The sequence below is a fragment of the Nocardia sp. NRRL WC-3656 genome, from assembly GCF_000720265.1.
Taxonomy (GTDB): Bacteria; Actinomycetota; Actinomycetes; order Mycobacteriales; family Mycobacteriaceae; genus Nocardia; species Nocardia nova.
In genome coordinates this window covers 58,025-72,495 of sequence record NZ_JOJF01000010.1, presented here as the reverse complement: position 1 = coordinate 72,495, position 14,471 = coordinate 58,025, and the positions used below count along the sequence as shown (strand labels likewise).

The window sequence follows — 14,471 nt, the reverse complement described above, 5'->3', positions numbered from 1 at the left end:
TCGTGGAGCTGCCGGGAATTGAACCCGGATTGCAGTCACGGTCAGCGGCTCAGAATCGCGTCTACCAGCGGTTTTCTATGTCGTTGTTTCTCGTTGTATCGCACTGATTCGAGCCGAATTGTGGGCAAAATGTGGGCACGGTTAGTACGGAATTTCATCGCGGAGCCCCGGGGCAACCTGCGCCAGCATCGTGTTGATCCAGTCCGTGCCGCGGTGAGCGTCGGGCATCTCCGACAGCCCTCGCACCGCTTCGTCGACCCCGTCGTCCTCGCGCCCCATGCAGCTGAGGACCAATCCGCGCTGCACAGCGAGGAATCCGGGGGTGTACCAGTACCCGCCCGCTGGTAGTTCGTCGCTCTCCGGCGGATCTGAAGCGAGTTCTTTCGCGGCCGTACGCCGTTCGCCGAGCCGTGCCAGCAATTCGGCCCGCCAGTACCGGTCGAACGCCCGGATCGCGGGGTGTACGCCATCCTCGGCGAGCGACGCATCGGCGAGCGCGAGCGCCTTGTTCAGGTCCCCGTCATGGCGCGCAGTGAGCGACCGGAACGACAGCGCGTGCGCTCGCTGCTGGCCGTCCTGCGCCATCGTCGCGGCATCCTGTAGGACCTTGTCGGCGACGACTCGGCGGCCCACCGCGTGCTCGAGCCAACCGCGGTAGCGGGCCACCTCGGACGCTAGGGCGAAATCCAGGGTTCGGGCGATGCCGTCGAGTCCGCGCACCACGGGAGCCACCGCGCCGGCGCCTAGCCGATCCTCGAGGCGCCGAGTGCGGGCGAGGATGTCGGCGACGTCGCTCACTCCCGCTGAGGCTGGATCGGCGGCCGCGGTGGTGAACTTGCCGACGACCGGGTCGGCGCCGAGCACTCGACGATATGCCTCAGCGACACCCGGCGGTACGGGCCGTTTCCCGTTCTCTATCTGCGACAGATAGGCGGGACTGAAGTGCGTGCGGATGGCCATCTGGCGTAGGCCGATTTCGGCGATAACGCGCAGCTCGCGCAAGAGGTGGCCCGTCAGCTCTGATTCTGCGAACACTAGTGAACGGTAACGCCATTCCGTCACGCTGAGGTCTCGAGCAGGCTCAAAGGTGGTCCCGGCGTCGAGGTGCGCCCCGAAACCCTCGGCGCCGGCGACCTTCCAACCGGATAGCGGGAGGTGTGGCGTGTTGGTCCTGGCATTGCTCGCCGTGGCGCTGCTTGTGCTCACGGTGGCACTACTACTCGTCCCGCTGCGCGGTTCTGCGGCGATCACCGAAAAACCTGCCCCTGAACACCAGGACGGCCGCCCGTGAAGAACGGCGTAATGGTCGCGTTGGGTTGGGTGCACCCGGAATCGGCTGCCCTGGATTGGGATGCGGCACAGGTGCGGCGGTTGGCGCGTCATCTGGGCTACTCGCTGGTGTGGCCGCCGGAGTGCAGCCGGGTTCCGCTGGTCGATCAGGTGCGGAATGCGTGCGCGGATGCGGTGATCACGCCGAGCCCGGATCACTTGGGCATCATGACCTTGCACGCGCTGATGGGTGTGGCCGATGTCGAGACCTGCACGCCGCGGCTGTCGTTCGCGCGGTGGCCCGCCGAGCCGAAACCCGAGTGAACTGCGGAGTATCTGACCTGCGATTTTGTGGGATCCCGCAAGGTGGTGCGGCGGAGTCCGACTGGTCAATTTGACCAGTCGGACACGCGAATCTCCGGGGTCAGTACGCGGCGAGCGCTCCCTGAGCCTGGATACCGGCCCACCGATCCTGTTCGCGGACAAGTTCGCCCATGTCCATCACGCTCACGCTGCCGATGTGGACGCCGTGATCACGGTTGTTGATCGTCTGCGCGTCCCCACCGTGAGGGGTCATGCCCTGCGGCAGCGGGGACGGTGCGGGGATGATGCCAGCGTTGATCGCCTCCAGCAGCGGACCGTGGGCAGCAGCGGCACTGGCGTTGACCATGAACTCACCCACCGACGCCCGGATGCGGTTGCTGTCCGAGCGGGGTCCACCGATACCGGTGATCCACCCCCCGTCCGCGTACCCGTGACCTTGCCCCCACACACCCTCGGGCGATCCGTAGCGAGCGACCGTATAGCGCAGTGCCGCAGCAATATTCGCGTTCGGCTCCCAAATGTCGTTCGGATAGAGCCCGGACCGGTACGAGGCGAACGTCGGGTCGATCACCTGCATCAGCCCCTTCGACGGGGTACCCTTCGCGGCGTTCGAATCGGAGAGGTTGATTGCCTTCGGGTTACCGCCGGATTCGGTTTGCATCTGCGCCATGCCGAGACCAATCCAGCTCGAGGGCATCCCGAGCGCGGACAGCACCGAGGAAAACGTGGGCCGCCACTGCTCCACACCACCGCCGGAGTATGCAGCGCCCCCACTGCTCGAGGACGCTGCGGCGGTCTGGTCCTGGACCGGCAGGTTCTTCGGCGTGTACCCGGTGGTGGTGTCGTCGCCTTTGTCCTTCTTGCCGTAGAAGTCGACCACCGCACCGAAATCCTTGGTGTAGCGCGACAGTCCGCCGAGCCCCAGGCTGCCCAACGCCCCAGCGACAAGCAGGCCGCCTGCCGCCTGGAGGATGCCGGACGGCGCGTATTGCTCAGGCAACGGGGTCTCGCCAGCCGTCTGCGCCGCCCGCAACTGGCGCTGACTGGTGAGGTAGTCGTTGTCGGCGCGCCGCTTGTCGTTGTCGGTCGCATTCGGATCCGCATACACCCGGTTACGTTTGGTGTTGGCCTGATCAACCGCGTCCTGCGCGTTCTCTACCTGGATCTGATGCTGCGACTTGTAGCCGGGCAGATCGGTCTGCGGCAGCAGTTTCGTCGGCCGCTGATCGTCGACAGCGCCACCGGAGGCCATGCCACGAACCAGACCGGCCTTCAATGCGGCCCGGAACCGGTACACCCCCGCCTGCCCCCCGAGAGCCTGAACGTCGCCGGTGGTGAGCATGTGCTCACCCGGCATACCGAGAATCGGAATCGAGTCCTTGCCAGGGATACCGCCGGACAACGCACCACCCAGGGCGTAATGCACGTAACCGGACTCGGGCGAGTAGGCCGGGGCATTCTTACGCGCCTCCGGGCTGTCGATGCCCTGCTGAACCCGGTTGAACATCTCTACCGTGACCTGCTTGGTCTCCGGCTTCATGATCTCGGCAAGGTCGGTCTTGGCCTTGTCGTCGTTCAATTCGACTCGGATCGACTTGTCCGGCAACGTCTCCACGATGCGGCCGAGATCTTCCACCTTCCGCCGCTGCTCGTCGGTCGGGGTGTCGATGACCACGGTCTTACCGTCCTGCACGGTGACCTTGTCCATCGAAATACCCAGGGCTTCAAAATCTTTCGCGCCCTGAGTAGTGACCTCGTGTGTTTTGCCGAGTGCCTGGTTCTGGCGTTCGATGCCCTCGGCCGAGCTGCCGAGCTTGTCGGCCATCACAGCCACATTGCCGCCCAACGTCGCCGCGGACTCCGCCACCACCGGAAGTTCCTTCTTCAACTGCGACAAGTCCGGGATCCGTGCGTCCCCACCGCGAGCGCGGGCGTACGCCTTGACAGCCTCCGGATCACCGGCCAGCGCCGAAATGATCTGGTCCTCCGATAGTCCGGTGCCCTTCTGCGCCGAGTAGATGCCAGGGTTGAAGCCCTCCTGACGCAGCTGGTCGCGGATGATCGAGGTAGCGCGCTGGCGCACATAATCCTGCGACGATGCATCGACACCCGCCGCAGCCCGGGCCACGATCTGCGTGTTGAAACCCAAACCCTGCGCGCGCTCGAGGTCGCCCTGTCTCTCGAGGTCCTGTGTCGCCTTCTTGACAGTCTGCTCGGTCGCCTTGCCGGTCGTCTCGTCGAGCGTGCGCCCCAACTCCTCGAGGGCAGTCTTCTGAGCATCCGCCTTCTCCCGCGCCTTCTCATGCGCGGTCGCCAGCGCCCCCAGTCCGATCGTGGCCGCGCCGATCGCCAACCCCCACGGCCCACCCAGCGCCGACCCGATGAGGGTGGACACACCACCCATCTTTGATCCGAGCCTGCCAGCGCCGCTCTCCGCGGCATCGGCCGCGCCCCGCCGGAAATCACCGACCGCGCTATTCGCACCCCGCAACGCCAACTTCAGCCCATCGACCACCGGAGAGACCGTCTTGAACGCCAGATAAGCGGTCACGACGTCGCCCACCAGCCGCGGGTGCTCACCGAGCAGGGTCGCCGCGGTGCGAAGGAACGGCATCGTGATCGACGACCACTGTGAGACCCCGTCATACACAGAATGCAGCAGGCCGGGCAATTCCTCGAGGACCGGCTTCCACTGGTCCAGCTGATCGCGGCCATGCTGGAAGAACGCGGTGAGCTCGTCCTGGCCTTCGGTGGATTTCAGCCACGTAGACATACGCTCGGTGAGATGGTCGACCGTGGTGAGCAGACCGTCCCCGTCGCCCTTGGCCGCGCGCAGCACCGACGCCAGCGACGAACCGAGATTCTCCACGGTAGAGCCCAGGGTTTTCGCCGCGTCGATGCCTTCCCGCATCCACTTCGCCAGATCCCCCGACTGCTGCGAACGGCCGATGAACCCATCGAACCGGGTCGCGAGATCGGTGACGTCCTGGGCGAGTTCGGGCAGGAACGCCGAGCCCGTGGTACCGAGAATCCGCAGCGAGTCGATCACCGGCGAAATAGCGCCGTTCAGATTCCCCGCCGCGGCAGCCGTGTTGCCGAACAGCGTCGACAGCGCACCCTGCGACTGCTGATTCCCCAACTCCGCGAGCGCGGCCTTTATCCCCGTATTGAACGACCCGGCGACACCCTCCATACCGGTCCGGACAGCGGGAATATCGTTGGTGATCGCCTCCCGCAGCGGGGCCGCCACACCATCGAACAAGGTGCCCTGCACATCCTGGCGGACACTCTTCAACTCGCCGGAAAACGACCTGGTGACGTCGACAACCTCACGCCCCGACACAGCCATATCCCCATACGCGGCAGCCGCCTTCTCCGGGCTGTCACCGAGCGCGTCCTTGAACCCCTGCATACCGACAACCAGCGTCGAAATCCCCGCCCCCGCACCAGCGAAGATCCCAGGCAACAACAACGCCGACTGCGACACCTGCTGAACCGAGGACGCGACACCCGCCAGCGCGGTGGCCGCGGCGGGGAGATTCCCGACACCGATCGCGCCCGCATTCAGCAGACCAGCCGAAGGCAGCTGAGACAGCACCGACGACAGCGACGTCTTATCGGCGTCGATCTTCACCTTGACGTCCTGGCCGGCCTTTCGCCGGAAGGCCTCAGACTCGGTCGTTGCAGCCGCTGTATCGACGTCGATACCGATCGTGATGTCTTCGCCGTGGAACTGGCGGAAATCCTCGAGGTCGGCCGCCGCGCGCGTCGTATCGACATCGACCTCGATATTGATGCTGTCGTCTTCGGCGAGCTGCCGCAGTTCCGCGATGTCCTCACGGGCCCGGGTCGTATCCGCGAAGACGTCGACACCAATCGAGGCGTCGACCCGCTCGAGTTCGGCGCGCAGCTTCTTGACGAAGCCATCAAAATTCACCGTAATGTCGACGCTGGCCGTACCGGCCGAGAAGTTACGCGCCATCGTCACACCTCCGAATCCGCCGGACGCACAACGTCATCCGGGCCCACCACATACACCGGGCGCCGGAACTCCCGCGCCGCAGGAACAACCCCCACAAACCCCGCACCCCTGGCGCTGTGACCATCCAGCCACCACGCCGGAACCATCACCGACCGCCCGGACCGGAAGCACCGCAACGCCTCCGGCACCGGCACCGGCCGAGTACCGCCGTCGATCGCGTCATACGGATGCGGACGCGCCGCACGCTCCTCCAGCTGCGAACCGATCCACTGATACAGCCCCGACGCCACCAGACCGCGAGAACCGAACCTAGGCATTGCGCGACCATCTCACATTCGCCGCGTGCCGCGCCTTCACCGACCGCGGCGACGACTGCGCGGGCTCGGTATCGAGTTGCTTCAGCAACCGGGCAAGGGCGGCCTCGAGCAATCGGAGCTCGGCCGACAACCTGAGCCGAGTCTTCGTGTCCCCGGCATCCGCGTACCGGGCTGAAAGATCGCACTTACGATCGGAATTCGACCCGATCAGCTCCAAAACCACCCGCTCACGCTCCGTCCACTGCACCGGCACACCGAGCTCACGCGATTTCGCGGCCAACTCAGCGTCCAAGGAACGCAGCAATTTTCGGGTTTCCGGGGTGTGTTTCACGGTTTCCTCCTGAGGCACCCGGTAGGCGAATTCGGTCGAATGCGTGCGGGCATGGAAATTTGCAGAGCTCAACGATGCAGGGGCGGGAGGGGCGGGAGGGGTCCCCTACCCCCTCTGACCTGCGGTGATCCGCATTTCCGCTGGTTGGGGGGCTGGGCGGGGTGCGTGCGGCGCAGGGCATTGGCCGGCCTTCCTCGGTTACCGGATCGGCTTGTTGATGACGCGCACGTGTCCGTGGTTGGGGAACGGTGAGGGCGCGGTTTCGATGGGTGCGGGTTTGCGGCTGGCGCGCAGTCGTTCGAGGTCGGTGAAGGTGGGCACCCACGGTTGTGCGTCGCTGGTGCACAGCCACACGAAAAACTCAAGGTCGTCGTCGGGCCACGGCGCGGACCACAGGGATTTGCCGCTGTAGTCGTGGCCGGGTTGGCGCCAGCCGGGGGCGATGTCGTCGAGGTTGGCGATCAGCAGATCCGAGGCGCGGGGGTCGTCGTTGTCGGACGATCGGGCGGCGATGTAGGCGGTGCTGGTGCGGTGTTCGGCCATGACGGCGTCCTGCGCGGCGCGCAGTAGGCGGTAGTCGTCGAGCCCGTTGGCGCGGTTGGTCCATGCTTCGACGGCTGCGGGCCCGTTGGTGATGGCGTCGGCTGCGGTGCGGGCGCCGCGAAGGTCGGCGCAGATGTCGCGGCCGGTGTCGATGAGTCCGGTCAGCCGGTCGTTGAGGACTGCGAGCATCTGGTCGGCGCGGAGCCGGACGCTGACGGTGATCTGCCGGTGTGCTTGGTCGCGCAGGTCGATGAGGATGCGGCGGCGGCGGTCGATGTCGGTGGCAGCCAGTTGGGCGTTGACGGTGGCGTCGAGCCATTCATCGTCGATGCGTCCGGCCGCGAGCGGCGAGGGGAGTTCGGTGGCCGGGGTGGCGAGTTCGGTGATTCGCTGATCTGCCTCGGCCGCTACGGCGCTCAGTTCGGTGTAGCGGGGCAGGGTGGCGATGGCTTCGGCGTAGTACCGGTTGGTTGCGGTGAGGCGTTTGATGCGAAGGTATCCGGGATCGGCGTTCGGGGGTGCCGGTATGTCCCGGGTTTCGGGGGTGGTGAATCGGCGTTCGGCTTCGAGGCGGCCTCGGTCGCCGGAACGGATCGGGGTGGACTGGTTCACGGGTACGCTCCATTCGGTCTGCTGTGTCGGGCAGTACCGATTTTCCTGGGGCGCAACATGTTTCGGTTCCGTTCCCGGTACCTCGCGGGCCGCGTGGTGGTGAGAATGCGAGTGGACGGATTGCTGAGCCGTCCAGGGGTTCGCGGGTCTGCGGATCGGGCAATGGGTTGAGCCGGGACGGTATCCGTCCCGGCTCCTCTCATTCCCGGTGTGCTGTGCGGGCTTGCGCGTACTGTTCGACAGCGCCGCGGGGGAACAGCCATGCGTGCCCGATGCGGTATCCCTCGAGGTCTGCGGCGATCCGGCGTACCCGTCGTTCGGAGACGCCGATGATGCGCGCGGCTTCCTGCACTCCGATCGGTGAGTCATCGGATTCTGGTTCCGGGGCTATCTGGGCGGTGAGGGTGAGGTGGTCGTGCAATCGGCGGAGCATGTAGGGCACGGGTGTGCCGGTGCGTTGGCGGTCGCGGATGGCGTGGTCTGCCAACGCTCGGGCGACTGCTGATAATTCGTCGTCGAGGTTCACAGGCGGTCCTCGGGCAATGAGGCGGCCGGGCAGTTGGCCGGGGCTGAGGGTTACGCGGCGCTGTCCGGGGTGAGGGACATTCCGGCTTTCGATTTGCCGTTCGATTGCTGTCGCTTGGCATTCTTCGGCGGCGCGTCGAGATGCAGGATCGACCACGGGTCATAGGCGAGTATCGCCTCACACATGTAGACCGAGAGCCACGCGCCAGCCGGGAGGGTGAGAGTGGTGGCGCCGTCGGTCTCGCATCGGAGGCAACCGTCAACGGTTCGGGTGCAGTCGCGGAACGGCTTGCCGAGATGTTCGCGGGTGATCGCGAGTTCGATGCGGTAGTAGTACTCGCCCGGCTTCAAATCGCGGCAGTGCTTCGAGTTGACGGAGAAGTCGAGGGGGGTCATATGTTCCTCATTTCGATGTGGGAGGGGGTACGGGGGTACATTCGGTACCCCCGTGTCCGATTCGGGAAGTAACCGCAGGTGAGAGCATGTTTTCGAGGGGGGTACGACCGGTACCCCTGTCGTACTTTTTCGGTACCCCTGTCGTACCTTCTGGTACCCCCGTGTTTCCGCAGGTCAGAGGCTGTTTCTCACACGGGGGTACCATTTGTACCCCCGTCCCCCTGCGGGTCCGCGAGCCGATGTCGTCGGCCGCCCTGTTTTGCGGTCGCGGTGATGACCACCCCCTCATCCTCGAGTTCGGCGAGGGCCGGGTCGAGCCAATCACGGATGTCGGTTTTCAGCCTGCGGGCAAGCTCCCGGTTGGAGTGCTCTCCAGCGCGCTCGAGCCATCGGACAATGGCGTCACGGGCGCGGCCCATCTTCCGGTCGGCTATGACTTCCTCGCGGTCGGCGGCAGCCAGCGCACGCGCACGGTTTGCTGATCGGACGCTCTCGGCCAAGATTCGGGCCATCCGGTCGCGCACCCGATCCGACATGTCGAGGATCGAGCCAGCTATCCTCCAGTCCTCGAGCGTGATCAGCGGGACACCACTGTTGCATCGGCCGTCGAGGATCATCAGCGCAGCGGCCACCTTCAGCTGCATCAGATTCCGGTGCGAGTCCAGCGGGGCGTTCTCCGCGCCCGTGATGCGAAGGTGGCGATCAAGCCGGATCTTGTTCACTACCGCGGCGGGCACGTTCAAGATGACGTCCTCGGCCTTGTAGCCGGTGATCTTCACCGGGCGCGGTGTGATGACCGGCAGTTGTGCGGCACCGGTGCCATCGTCGGAGACCGGAACGGGTGGCGGTGCGTAGGGGTCTTTGGTCGATCCCCAGAGGAACCGTTGCGGCAGTCCATCTTTCTCCGCGGACAGCAGCGCCCCGGCATTCTCGGGCTGCACGCCGACGATCACACACAGCCGGTACGAATGCTCGGCCACCGCGGTGGTGGTGGACTTGCTCGCGTTGTGGAACCCCAACGATTCGCCGCTGAATGCCTGCAACAACTGGCTGTCGAGTGTGGCGCCCTGACGCCCCATCAAAGATTCCAAGGTCCGGATTTCGTTGATGGACATCAGCGCCCTGGTAGTCCGCTCGCCGGTGTTCTCGTCGTCGAGGGTGAACACCTTGGCGAGTCCTTCGCCCGTTCCGGGGTTCTGCATCTTGATCGGGATGTCATGGCCAGCGCTGTCGACGAACCGGACAGCTCGGCGCGCGACCCGGTCGGCGGACCCTTTACCGAGTCCGGACTCGCCCGCGCACGCGGCGAACAGGTTCAGCGAGGCGGGTCCGGCGACGATGCCGGGCAACTTCACGTTCGGCTCCACGCTCGCTGCGGCGCGGCAAAGGACACATACGAGGGTTGCCCACGGAGATGCACCGAAGAGGCGCGCGGCGTCGCGGATGTGCGTGAGCATCGGGCGGCGCTCCCAGAATGCGGCGCTGGGGTCGTCGTCGACTGCACCCGGCTCGACCGTTCGCACCTTATTGGTGTCACCGTTGAGGTTCTGGTCACCGTTGAGGTTCTGGTCGAGGTCTACAAGGTCTCGGTCTACAAGGTCTCGGTCTCCAATACCCTCCGGAGAAACCGGAGAGTCCGGAGTAACCGGAGTAGCGACGTCTCCGGTTACTCCGGTTCCGCCGGTTTCCCGGATGCCGTCGCTGATTCGCACCCACTGCTCAGCTGCGGCATCTAGGCAGTCTGGGCAGAGTGGATCGTGTTCACGGTGGCGGCGGCAGGCGGCGGTGGGTTCGTCCCATCCGCCCGCGCCCGAAGGCGCGGCCGTAATGGCCGCGCCTCGGGTGATTCGCTGAATTCTCATCGACCACCGCCGTCGCCGATCAGACGCGCGGTGTACTCGCGGCACTCGGCCAACTTCGCCCTGTACTCGACTCCCGGGGTGGCGACCTCGAGCACGTCGATCAGTGGCGCCAGCACGTTGCGGGTGAGCAGACTCAGCGCTGCGGCGGACGTGTAGCCCATCGCGTCCGGGTCCAGCCGAGCCGCCCACTCGGCACAGATGCGGTCGACCTCGGCGTCATCACCTGCCGCAGCGGACAATTCGTACATCAGCAGCGTGGCGTTGGCCTGGATCTTGTCGACGTCGACGATTCCTCGCGGGGCTCCATCGTCGCCTACGACGACGTACGTGGGATCACTCATGCGGCGGCTCCTCTCTCGTTGATTTGCTCCGCGAGCTCGCGATCGGCGCCGCCGCGCTGCCAGAGGAGTTGGACGATTTCGCGCGGCAGGACCGGGCACAGCCCGTCCGCAGCAATGTGATTCGCGGCGGCCGACCACGCCTCGAGCTGGTGGGTACTGATGTCCAGCTCTCCCGAGGTGGATGCAGGCCACGGGTCGCCGCCGGGCAGGCGCCGGGCCGCAGCGGCCCGGCGGTGCAACTCGGTACTGATCGTCATCGGGTCTCCTCGAACGCGGCGCGCATGAAGTCGACCGGGTCGGCCCCGAGGACGATGGCACCGACAGCCGCGATGGACAGCGACCAGCAGGCGCGACCCTGGAGCAGGTTCACCAAGTGGTCACGTTCGAGTCCGAGCGCGGCCGCGAGGTGGCCGTGATGCACTCCGGCAGCGACCATCGCGGCGGACATACGGCGCCCGATGACGACGTCGATACAGCGAGGATCGCCCGCGAATTCGTGCGAGCCGAGCGCCTTCACTACCTCGTCGATGTGGAGCAGCAGGATTTCGCCGTCGCGTTCGGTCTCGACTTCGATTGCCTGGATGTCAGGCAGGTGCCGGATAACGCCCGCGGAGCCGACTCGCGGGCCCGTGGGGCTCACCCGGCAGAACTTGATACGGCTATCCACGGGGTAGTCGGTGACCTGGCTGGTTGATACATTGGTAGCCATCGAGGCTCCTTCTGGCGAAGTGGTGTCGGTTTCTTTGGCCCGGTGAGCGGTGGCAGCCGCTCCCGGGCCGTCTGCTTCCTCGGGGACTGGCATCACGCGGCATCCGATCCGCCGGCGAACTGCGTCTGCTCCCATGCGATGAGGTCAGCCAGCTGATAGCGGGCGTGCTTGCCCATGCGCGCGAACCGCGGTCCGCGGCCGTGATAGGCCCACTGCGCGAGAGTGCTCACGGGCAGCTTCAGCCGCTCGGCAACCTCCTCGCGAGTGAGCCAGTAGTCCGCGCTCAGTTCCATCGGAACTCCTTATGTTCTCGTTGTTTCTCATATCCGAACATTCGTTCGCGATACACGAACATCCTTACTCGTCCTTGCTTGGTTGTCAATCAGCAACTACCGTTCGTGTTATGCAAACAACCCGCGTGTGGTCCATAGCCGAGCTGGTGTCGATGAATCTGGCGCGTATCCGCGACCTTCGGCGCCTGACCGTTCGGCAGTTATCGGAGCGCCTGTCCGACATCGGGGCGCCGATGCTGCCATCGGGAATTACGAACGTGGAGAAGGGAAAACGGGGCGTGAGCCTTGAGAACCTGCTTGCGTTCGCAGCAGTTCTCAACGCCAGTCCGGCCGATTTCCTGGACGCGCCGGAGCGTGATCGGATTGCCATCTCGCAGAAGTCCGAACCGGTGACGCCCTATGTTTTGCGCAGCTGGCTCGCTGACGAGCAGCCACTGTTCATCGAGCCCGGATCGGATTACGACCAGACGCGTAGGGAGCAGCTGGAGGCCGCGCCCACCTGGAAACGACGGAGCTGGGAACGCGAGCAGCAGACGTTCCGGCACCCTGCTCGCGCTGCACTCAGCTCGCTGACCGGCTATGTGACAGGCGCGATTCTGGAAGAGGACGGGATCGAGCCGGAGCTGTTGGCGCAAACCATGCGCGAAAGCCTCGAGCAGGTCTCCGCCTATGTCGGCCTGCTTGCCGATGAGGTCGAACGGAGAGCGCGCAGTGGCGACAATTGAGCCGTACACCCTCAGCAACGGGCAGACGCGCTACCGGGTCCGCTACCGCAAGCCGGACGGTAAGCAGACCGACAAGCGTGGGTTTCGGCGCAAGCGGGATGCCGAGCAGTTCGCGAACACGGTCGAAGTCGACAAGCTGACCGGCAGCTACGTCGCGCCGTCTCTCGGGAAGTTGAGCGTCGGCGAGCTGGGTACGGCGTGGCTCGCGGGGCAGGTGTTCGACAAGGAATCGTGGGCGACGCGCGTCGAGTCCATCTGGCGGGTACATATCGAACCGCAATGGGGCGCCCGCGCCGTCAATTCGATCGACAGCACCGAAGTCCGCGACTGGGTTGCCGGCATCGGCCGCGCGGCATCGACAGTTGGTGACATTCATTCCGTGTTCGCGTCGATCATGGACGATGCCGTCGCCCAGAAACGCATCCCGGCGAATCCGGCCCGCGGCGTGAAGCTCCCGAAGCGGATCGGCATCGACCACAACTACCTGTCACACACTCAGGTTGCCCAGCTGGCGGCCGCGTCCCGCCAGCACCCGGAGATCGTGATGTTCCTCGCCTACAGCGGGTGTCGCTGGGGCGAGATGGCAGCGCTACGCCCTAGGGACATCGACCTGGACCGGCGGCGCATCCGGATTGCCCGCTCGGCGTCCAAGGTGAACTCCCGCAGTGTCATCGGCACGCCGAAGACGTGGGAGATTCGCACGATTGCAGTTCCGGCGGAAGTCGCCGAACTGCTGCGCCCGGTCGTCGAGGCGCAGCGGGATCGAGACGGCCTGGTGTGGTCGCGGCCGGATGGCGAACCATTGCGACCGCCTACGACATCACATTGGTTCAGCTTCGCCGTGCGGCGCTGTATCAAGGCGTCGATTCCGTGCGATGAGGACGGCAACCCGACCGGCCCGGCGACTTTCCCGCGCGTGACCGCGCACCAATTGCGCCACACCGCGGCGTCGTTGATGATCGCCAGCGGGGCGCATGTGAAGACGGTTCAGCGGCAGCTAGGGCACAAGTCCGCAGTGATGACATTGGACAACTACGGGCATTTGTTCGAGGACGATTTGGACGGGGTCGCGGATCGGATGGGAGCGGGACTCCGGGCGGCCGCTGCGGAGTGTGGGCAAAATGTGGGCACGGAGCCAGATTCTCCCCCGAGTGCGGCATGAAAAAGGCCCCTCACCTGGGGCTCAGGTGAGGGGCCTGTGGGTGGAGCTGCCGGGAATTGAACCCGGGTCCTCCGCCGCTTCTTCAGGGCTTCTCCGTGTGCAGTTCGCTGAGCCTCTACTCGGATCTCTCGGTCACGCGAACAAGCCGAGATGACGATCCCAGTCGCTGTTCGATGTCCCGTACGACTCCGCGACCGAGCCGCACGGTAGAGCTCTCTAGCTGATGCCAGTACCCGGGCCGAGAGCAAACCCGGACTGACAGACACGCTCTACTGCTTAGGCAGCGAGAGCGTAGTCGCGCTGATGAGAATCGGCGCTTATTGGGTTACAGCGACGCTTACGGTGGTCTCCTGCCTGCACCGACACGCTTCCCCTGAATCGACGTACGCAGTCGAAACCGATCAGCCCCGTAGTCCACTCAGTTGAACACCCGGCTGGTGGGCCGGGCTGTTCATATTAACATCACTTCGCCGTCATACATTCCCGCCGGTCAGTGCATGCCTTTCACGCGCCGGCCGAGTTCGCGCGTCACCTCTCGCTCCGCGGTCCGGCGGGCCAGGTCGTGGCGCTTGTCGTAGTCCTGCTTACCCTTGGCCAGCGCCAGTTCGACCTTCACCTTGCCGTCGGCGAAATACATCGACAGCGGGACGAGGGTTTGTGAGCTCTCCTTGGTCTTGCCGGTGAGCTTGTCGATCTCGCGACGGTGCAGCAGCAGTTTCCGAGTGCGGCGCGGGGCGTGGTTGGTCCAGGTGCCGTGCCCGTATTCGGGAATGTGCAGGCCACGCAGCCACACCTCCCCGTCGTCGATGGTGGCGTAGGCGTCCGCCAGCGACGCCTTACCTTCCCGCAGGCTTTTCACCTCGGTACCGACCAGCGCGATCCCCGCCTCGTAGGTGTCGAGGATCGTGTAGTTGTGCCGCGCCTTGCGGTTGGTGGCGATGACCTTGCGCCCCTTCTCCTTCATGAACACCTTTCCCTCGACTCCGCGCAGCTCGGCGGCGCTCCACGCTGTCATTGTGCCTCGACGCCCGCTGAGCGTACGGACCTGTCCGGTTTACACGGCCGCCGAACAGAAAGAAA

Annotated in this window: 14 protein-coding genes and 1 other RNA gene; 3 read left to right on the top strand and 12 right to left on the bottom strand. The window is 65.4% G+C overall.

Annotated elements, in window-relative coordinates; genetic code table 11:
* Positions 1 to 141: 141 nt before the first annotated feature.
* A complete protein-coding gene (locus IG65_RS0114865; protein ID WP_231509214.1) occupies positions 142 to 1,206 on the bottom strand; it encodes a helix-turn-helix transcriptional regulator in 1,065 nt (354 codons plus the stop codon).
* A gap of 81 nt (positions 1,207 to 1,287) precedes the next feature.
* On the opposite strand from IG65_RS0114865, the gene IG65_RS0114860 reads away from it, so the two are divergent.
* Positions 1,288 to 1,593 (top strand): hypothetical protein, encoded by a 306-nt coding sequence (locus IG65_RS0114860; RefSeq protein ID WP_231509213.1) that lies wholly within the window; start codon positions 1,288 to 1,290, stop codon positions 1,591 to 1,593.
* A 100-nt stretch (positions 1,594 to 1,693) separates the two neighbouring features.
* Here IG65_RS0114860 and IG65_RS39110 read toward each other — a convergent pair whose 3' ends face one another.
* From IG65_RS39110 to IG65_RS0114805, 9 genes are all read right to left on the bottom strand, one after another.
* Positions 1,694 to 5,575, bottom strand: a complete 3,882-nt coding sequence (locus IG65_RS39110) for a transglycosylase SLT domain-containing protein (RefSeq protein WP_030515505.1) — start codon at positions 5,573 to 5,575, stop codon at positions 1,694 to 1,696.
* Positions 5,576 to 6,421: 846 nt separating this feature from the next.
* Positions 6,422 to 7,378 carry a hypothetical protein gene (locus tag IG65_RS0114840; protein ID WP_030515502.1) on the bottom strand — a complete coding sequence of 319 codons (957 nt, stop codon included), beginning with the start codon at positions 7,376 to 7,378 and terminating at the stop codon, positions 6,422 to 6,424.
* A gap of 199 nt (positions 7,379 to 7,577) precedes the next feature.
* A complete protein-coding gene (locus tag IG65_RS0114835; protein ID WP_156055623.1) occupies positions 7,578 to 7,904 on the bottom strand; it encodes a helix-turn-helix domain-containing protein in 327 nt (108 codons plus the stop codon).
* 50 nt (positions 7,905 to 7,954) lie between these two features.
* Positions 7,955 to 8,299 carry a hypothetical protein gene (locus IG65_RS0114830; protein ID WP_030515500.1) on the bottom strand — a complete coding sequence of 115 codons (345 nt, stop codon included), beginning with the start codon at positions 8,297 to 8,299 and terminating at the stop codon, positions 7,955 to 7,957.
* A gap of 188 nt (positions 8,300 to 8,487) precedes the next feature.
* The gene (locus IG65_RS0114825) at positions 8,488 to 10,011 is read right to left on the bottom strand and encodes a hypothetical protein (protein WP_156055622.1); all 1,524 of its coding nucleotides are present in this window, start codon (positions 10,009 to 10,011) and stop codon (positions 8,488 to 8,490) included.
* A 146-nt stretch (positions 10,012 to 10,157) separates the two neighbouring features.
* Positions 10,158 to 10,502, bottom strand: coding sequence for a hypothetical protein (locus tag IG65_RS0114820; RefSeq protein WP_051756043.1), 345 nt, complete (start codon positions 10,500 to 10,502; stop codon positions 10,158 to 10,160).
* Entirely contained in the window at positions 10,499 to 10,759 is a 261-nt protein-coding gene (locus tag IG65_RS0114815) for a hypothetical protein (RefSeq protein ID WP_051756040.1), read from the bottom strand. Before IG65_RS0114815 ends, IG65_RS0114820 begins: the two co-directional genes overlap by 4 nt.
* Complete coding sequence (locus IG65_RS0114810; protein WP_156055621.1) at positions 10,756 to 11,304, bottom strand: hypothetical protein; 549 nt, start codon at positions 11,302 to 11,304, stop codon at positions 10,756 to 10,758. Before IG65_RS0114810 ends, IG65_RS0114815 begins: the two co-directional genes overlap by 4 nt.
* Entirely contained in the window at positions 11,304 to 11,504 is a 201-nt protein-coding gene (locus IG65_RS0114805; RefSeq protein WP_030515495.1) for an AlpA family transcriptional regulator, read from the bottom strand. The genes IG65_RS0114810 and IG65_RS0114805 overlap by 1 nt, the downstream gene beginning before the upstream one ends.
* A 110-nt stretch (positions 11,505 to 11,614) precedes the next feature.
* Here IG65_RS0114805 and IG65_RS38500 point away from each other — a divergent pair, with 110 nt between their 5' ends.
* Both IG65_RS38500 and IG65_RS0114795 read left to right on the top strand, forming a co-directional pair.
* Positions 11,615 to 12,229: a helix-turn-helix transcriptional regulator gene (locus IG65_RS38500; RefSeq protein ID WP_197039842.1), complete on the top strand. Its 615-nt coding sequence runs from the start codon at positions 11,615 to 11,617 to the stop codon at positions 12,227 to 12,229.
* Positions 12,174 to 13,391 carry a site-specific integrase gene (locus IG65_RS0114795; RefSeq protein WP_231509212.1) on the top strand — a complete coding sequence of 406 codons (1,218 nt, stop codon included), beginning with the start codon at positions 12,174 to 12,176 and terminating at the stop codon, positions 13,389 to 13,391. Before IG65_RS38500 ends, IG65_RS0114795 begins: the two co-directional genes overlap by 56 nt.
* Positions 13,392 to 13,429: 38 nt before the next feature.
* Here the strand turns inward: IG65_RS0114795 and ssrA are convergent.
* Both ssrA and smpB read right to left on the bottom strand, forming a co-directional pair.
* Positions 13,430 to 13,800: a transfer-messenger RNA gene (gene ssrA, locus IG65_RS36470) on the bottom strand.
* An 81-nt stretch (positions 13,801 to 13,881) separates the two neighbouring features.
* Positions 13,882 to 14,355, bottom strand: coding sequence for an SsrA-binding protein SmpB (gene smpB / locus IG65_RS0114790; protein ID WP_030515492.1), 474 nt, complete (start codon positions 14,353 to 14,355; stop codon positions 13,882 to 13,884).
* Positions 14,356 to 14,471: the final 116 nt, after the last annotated feature.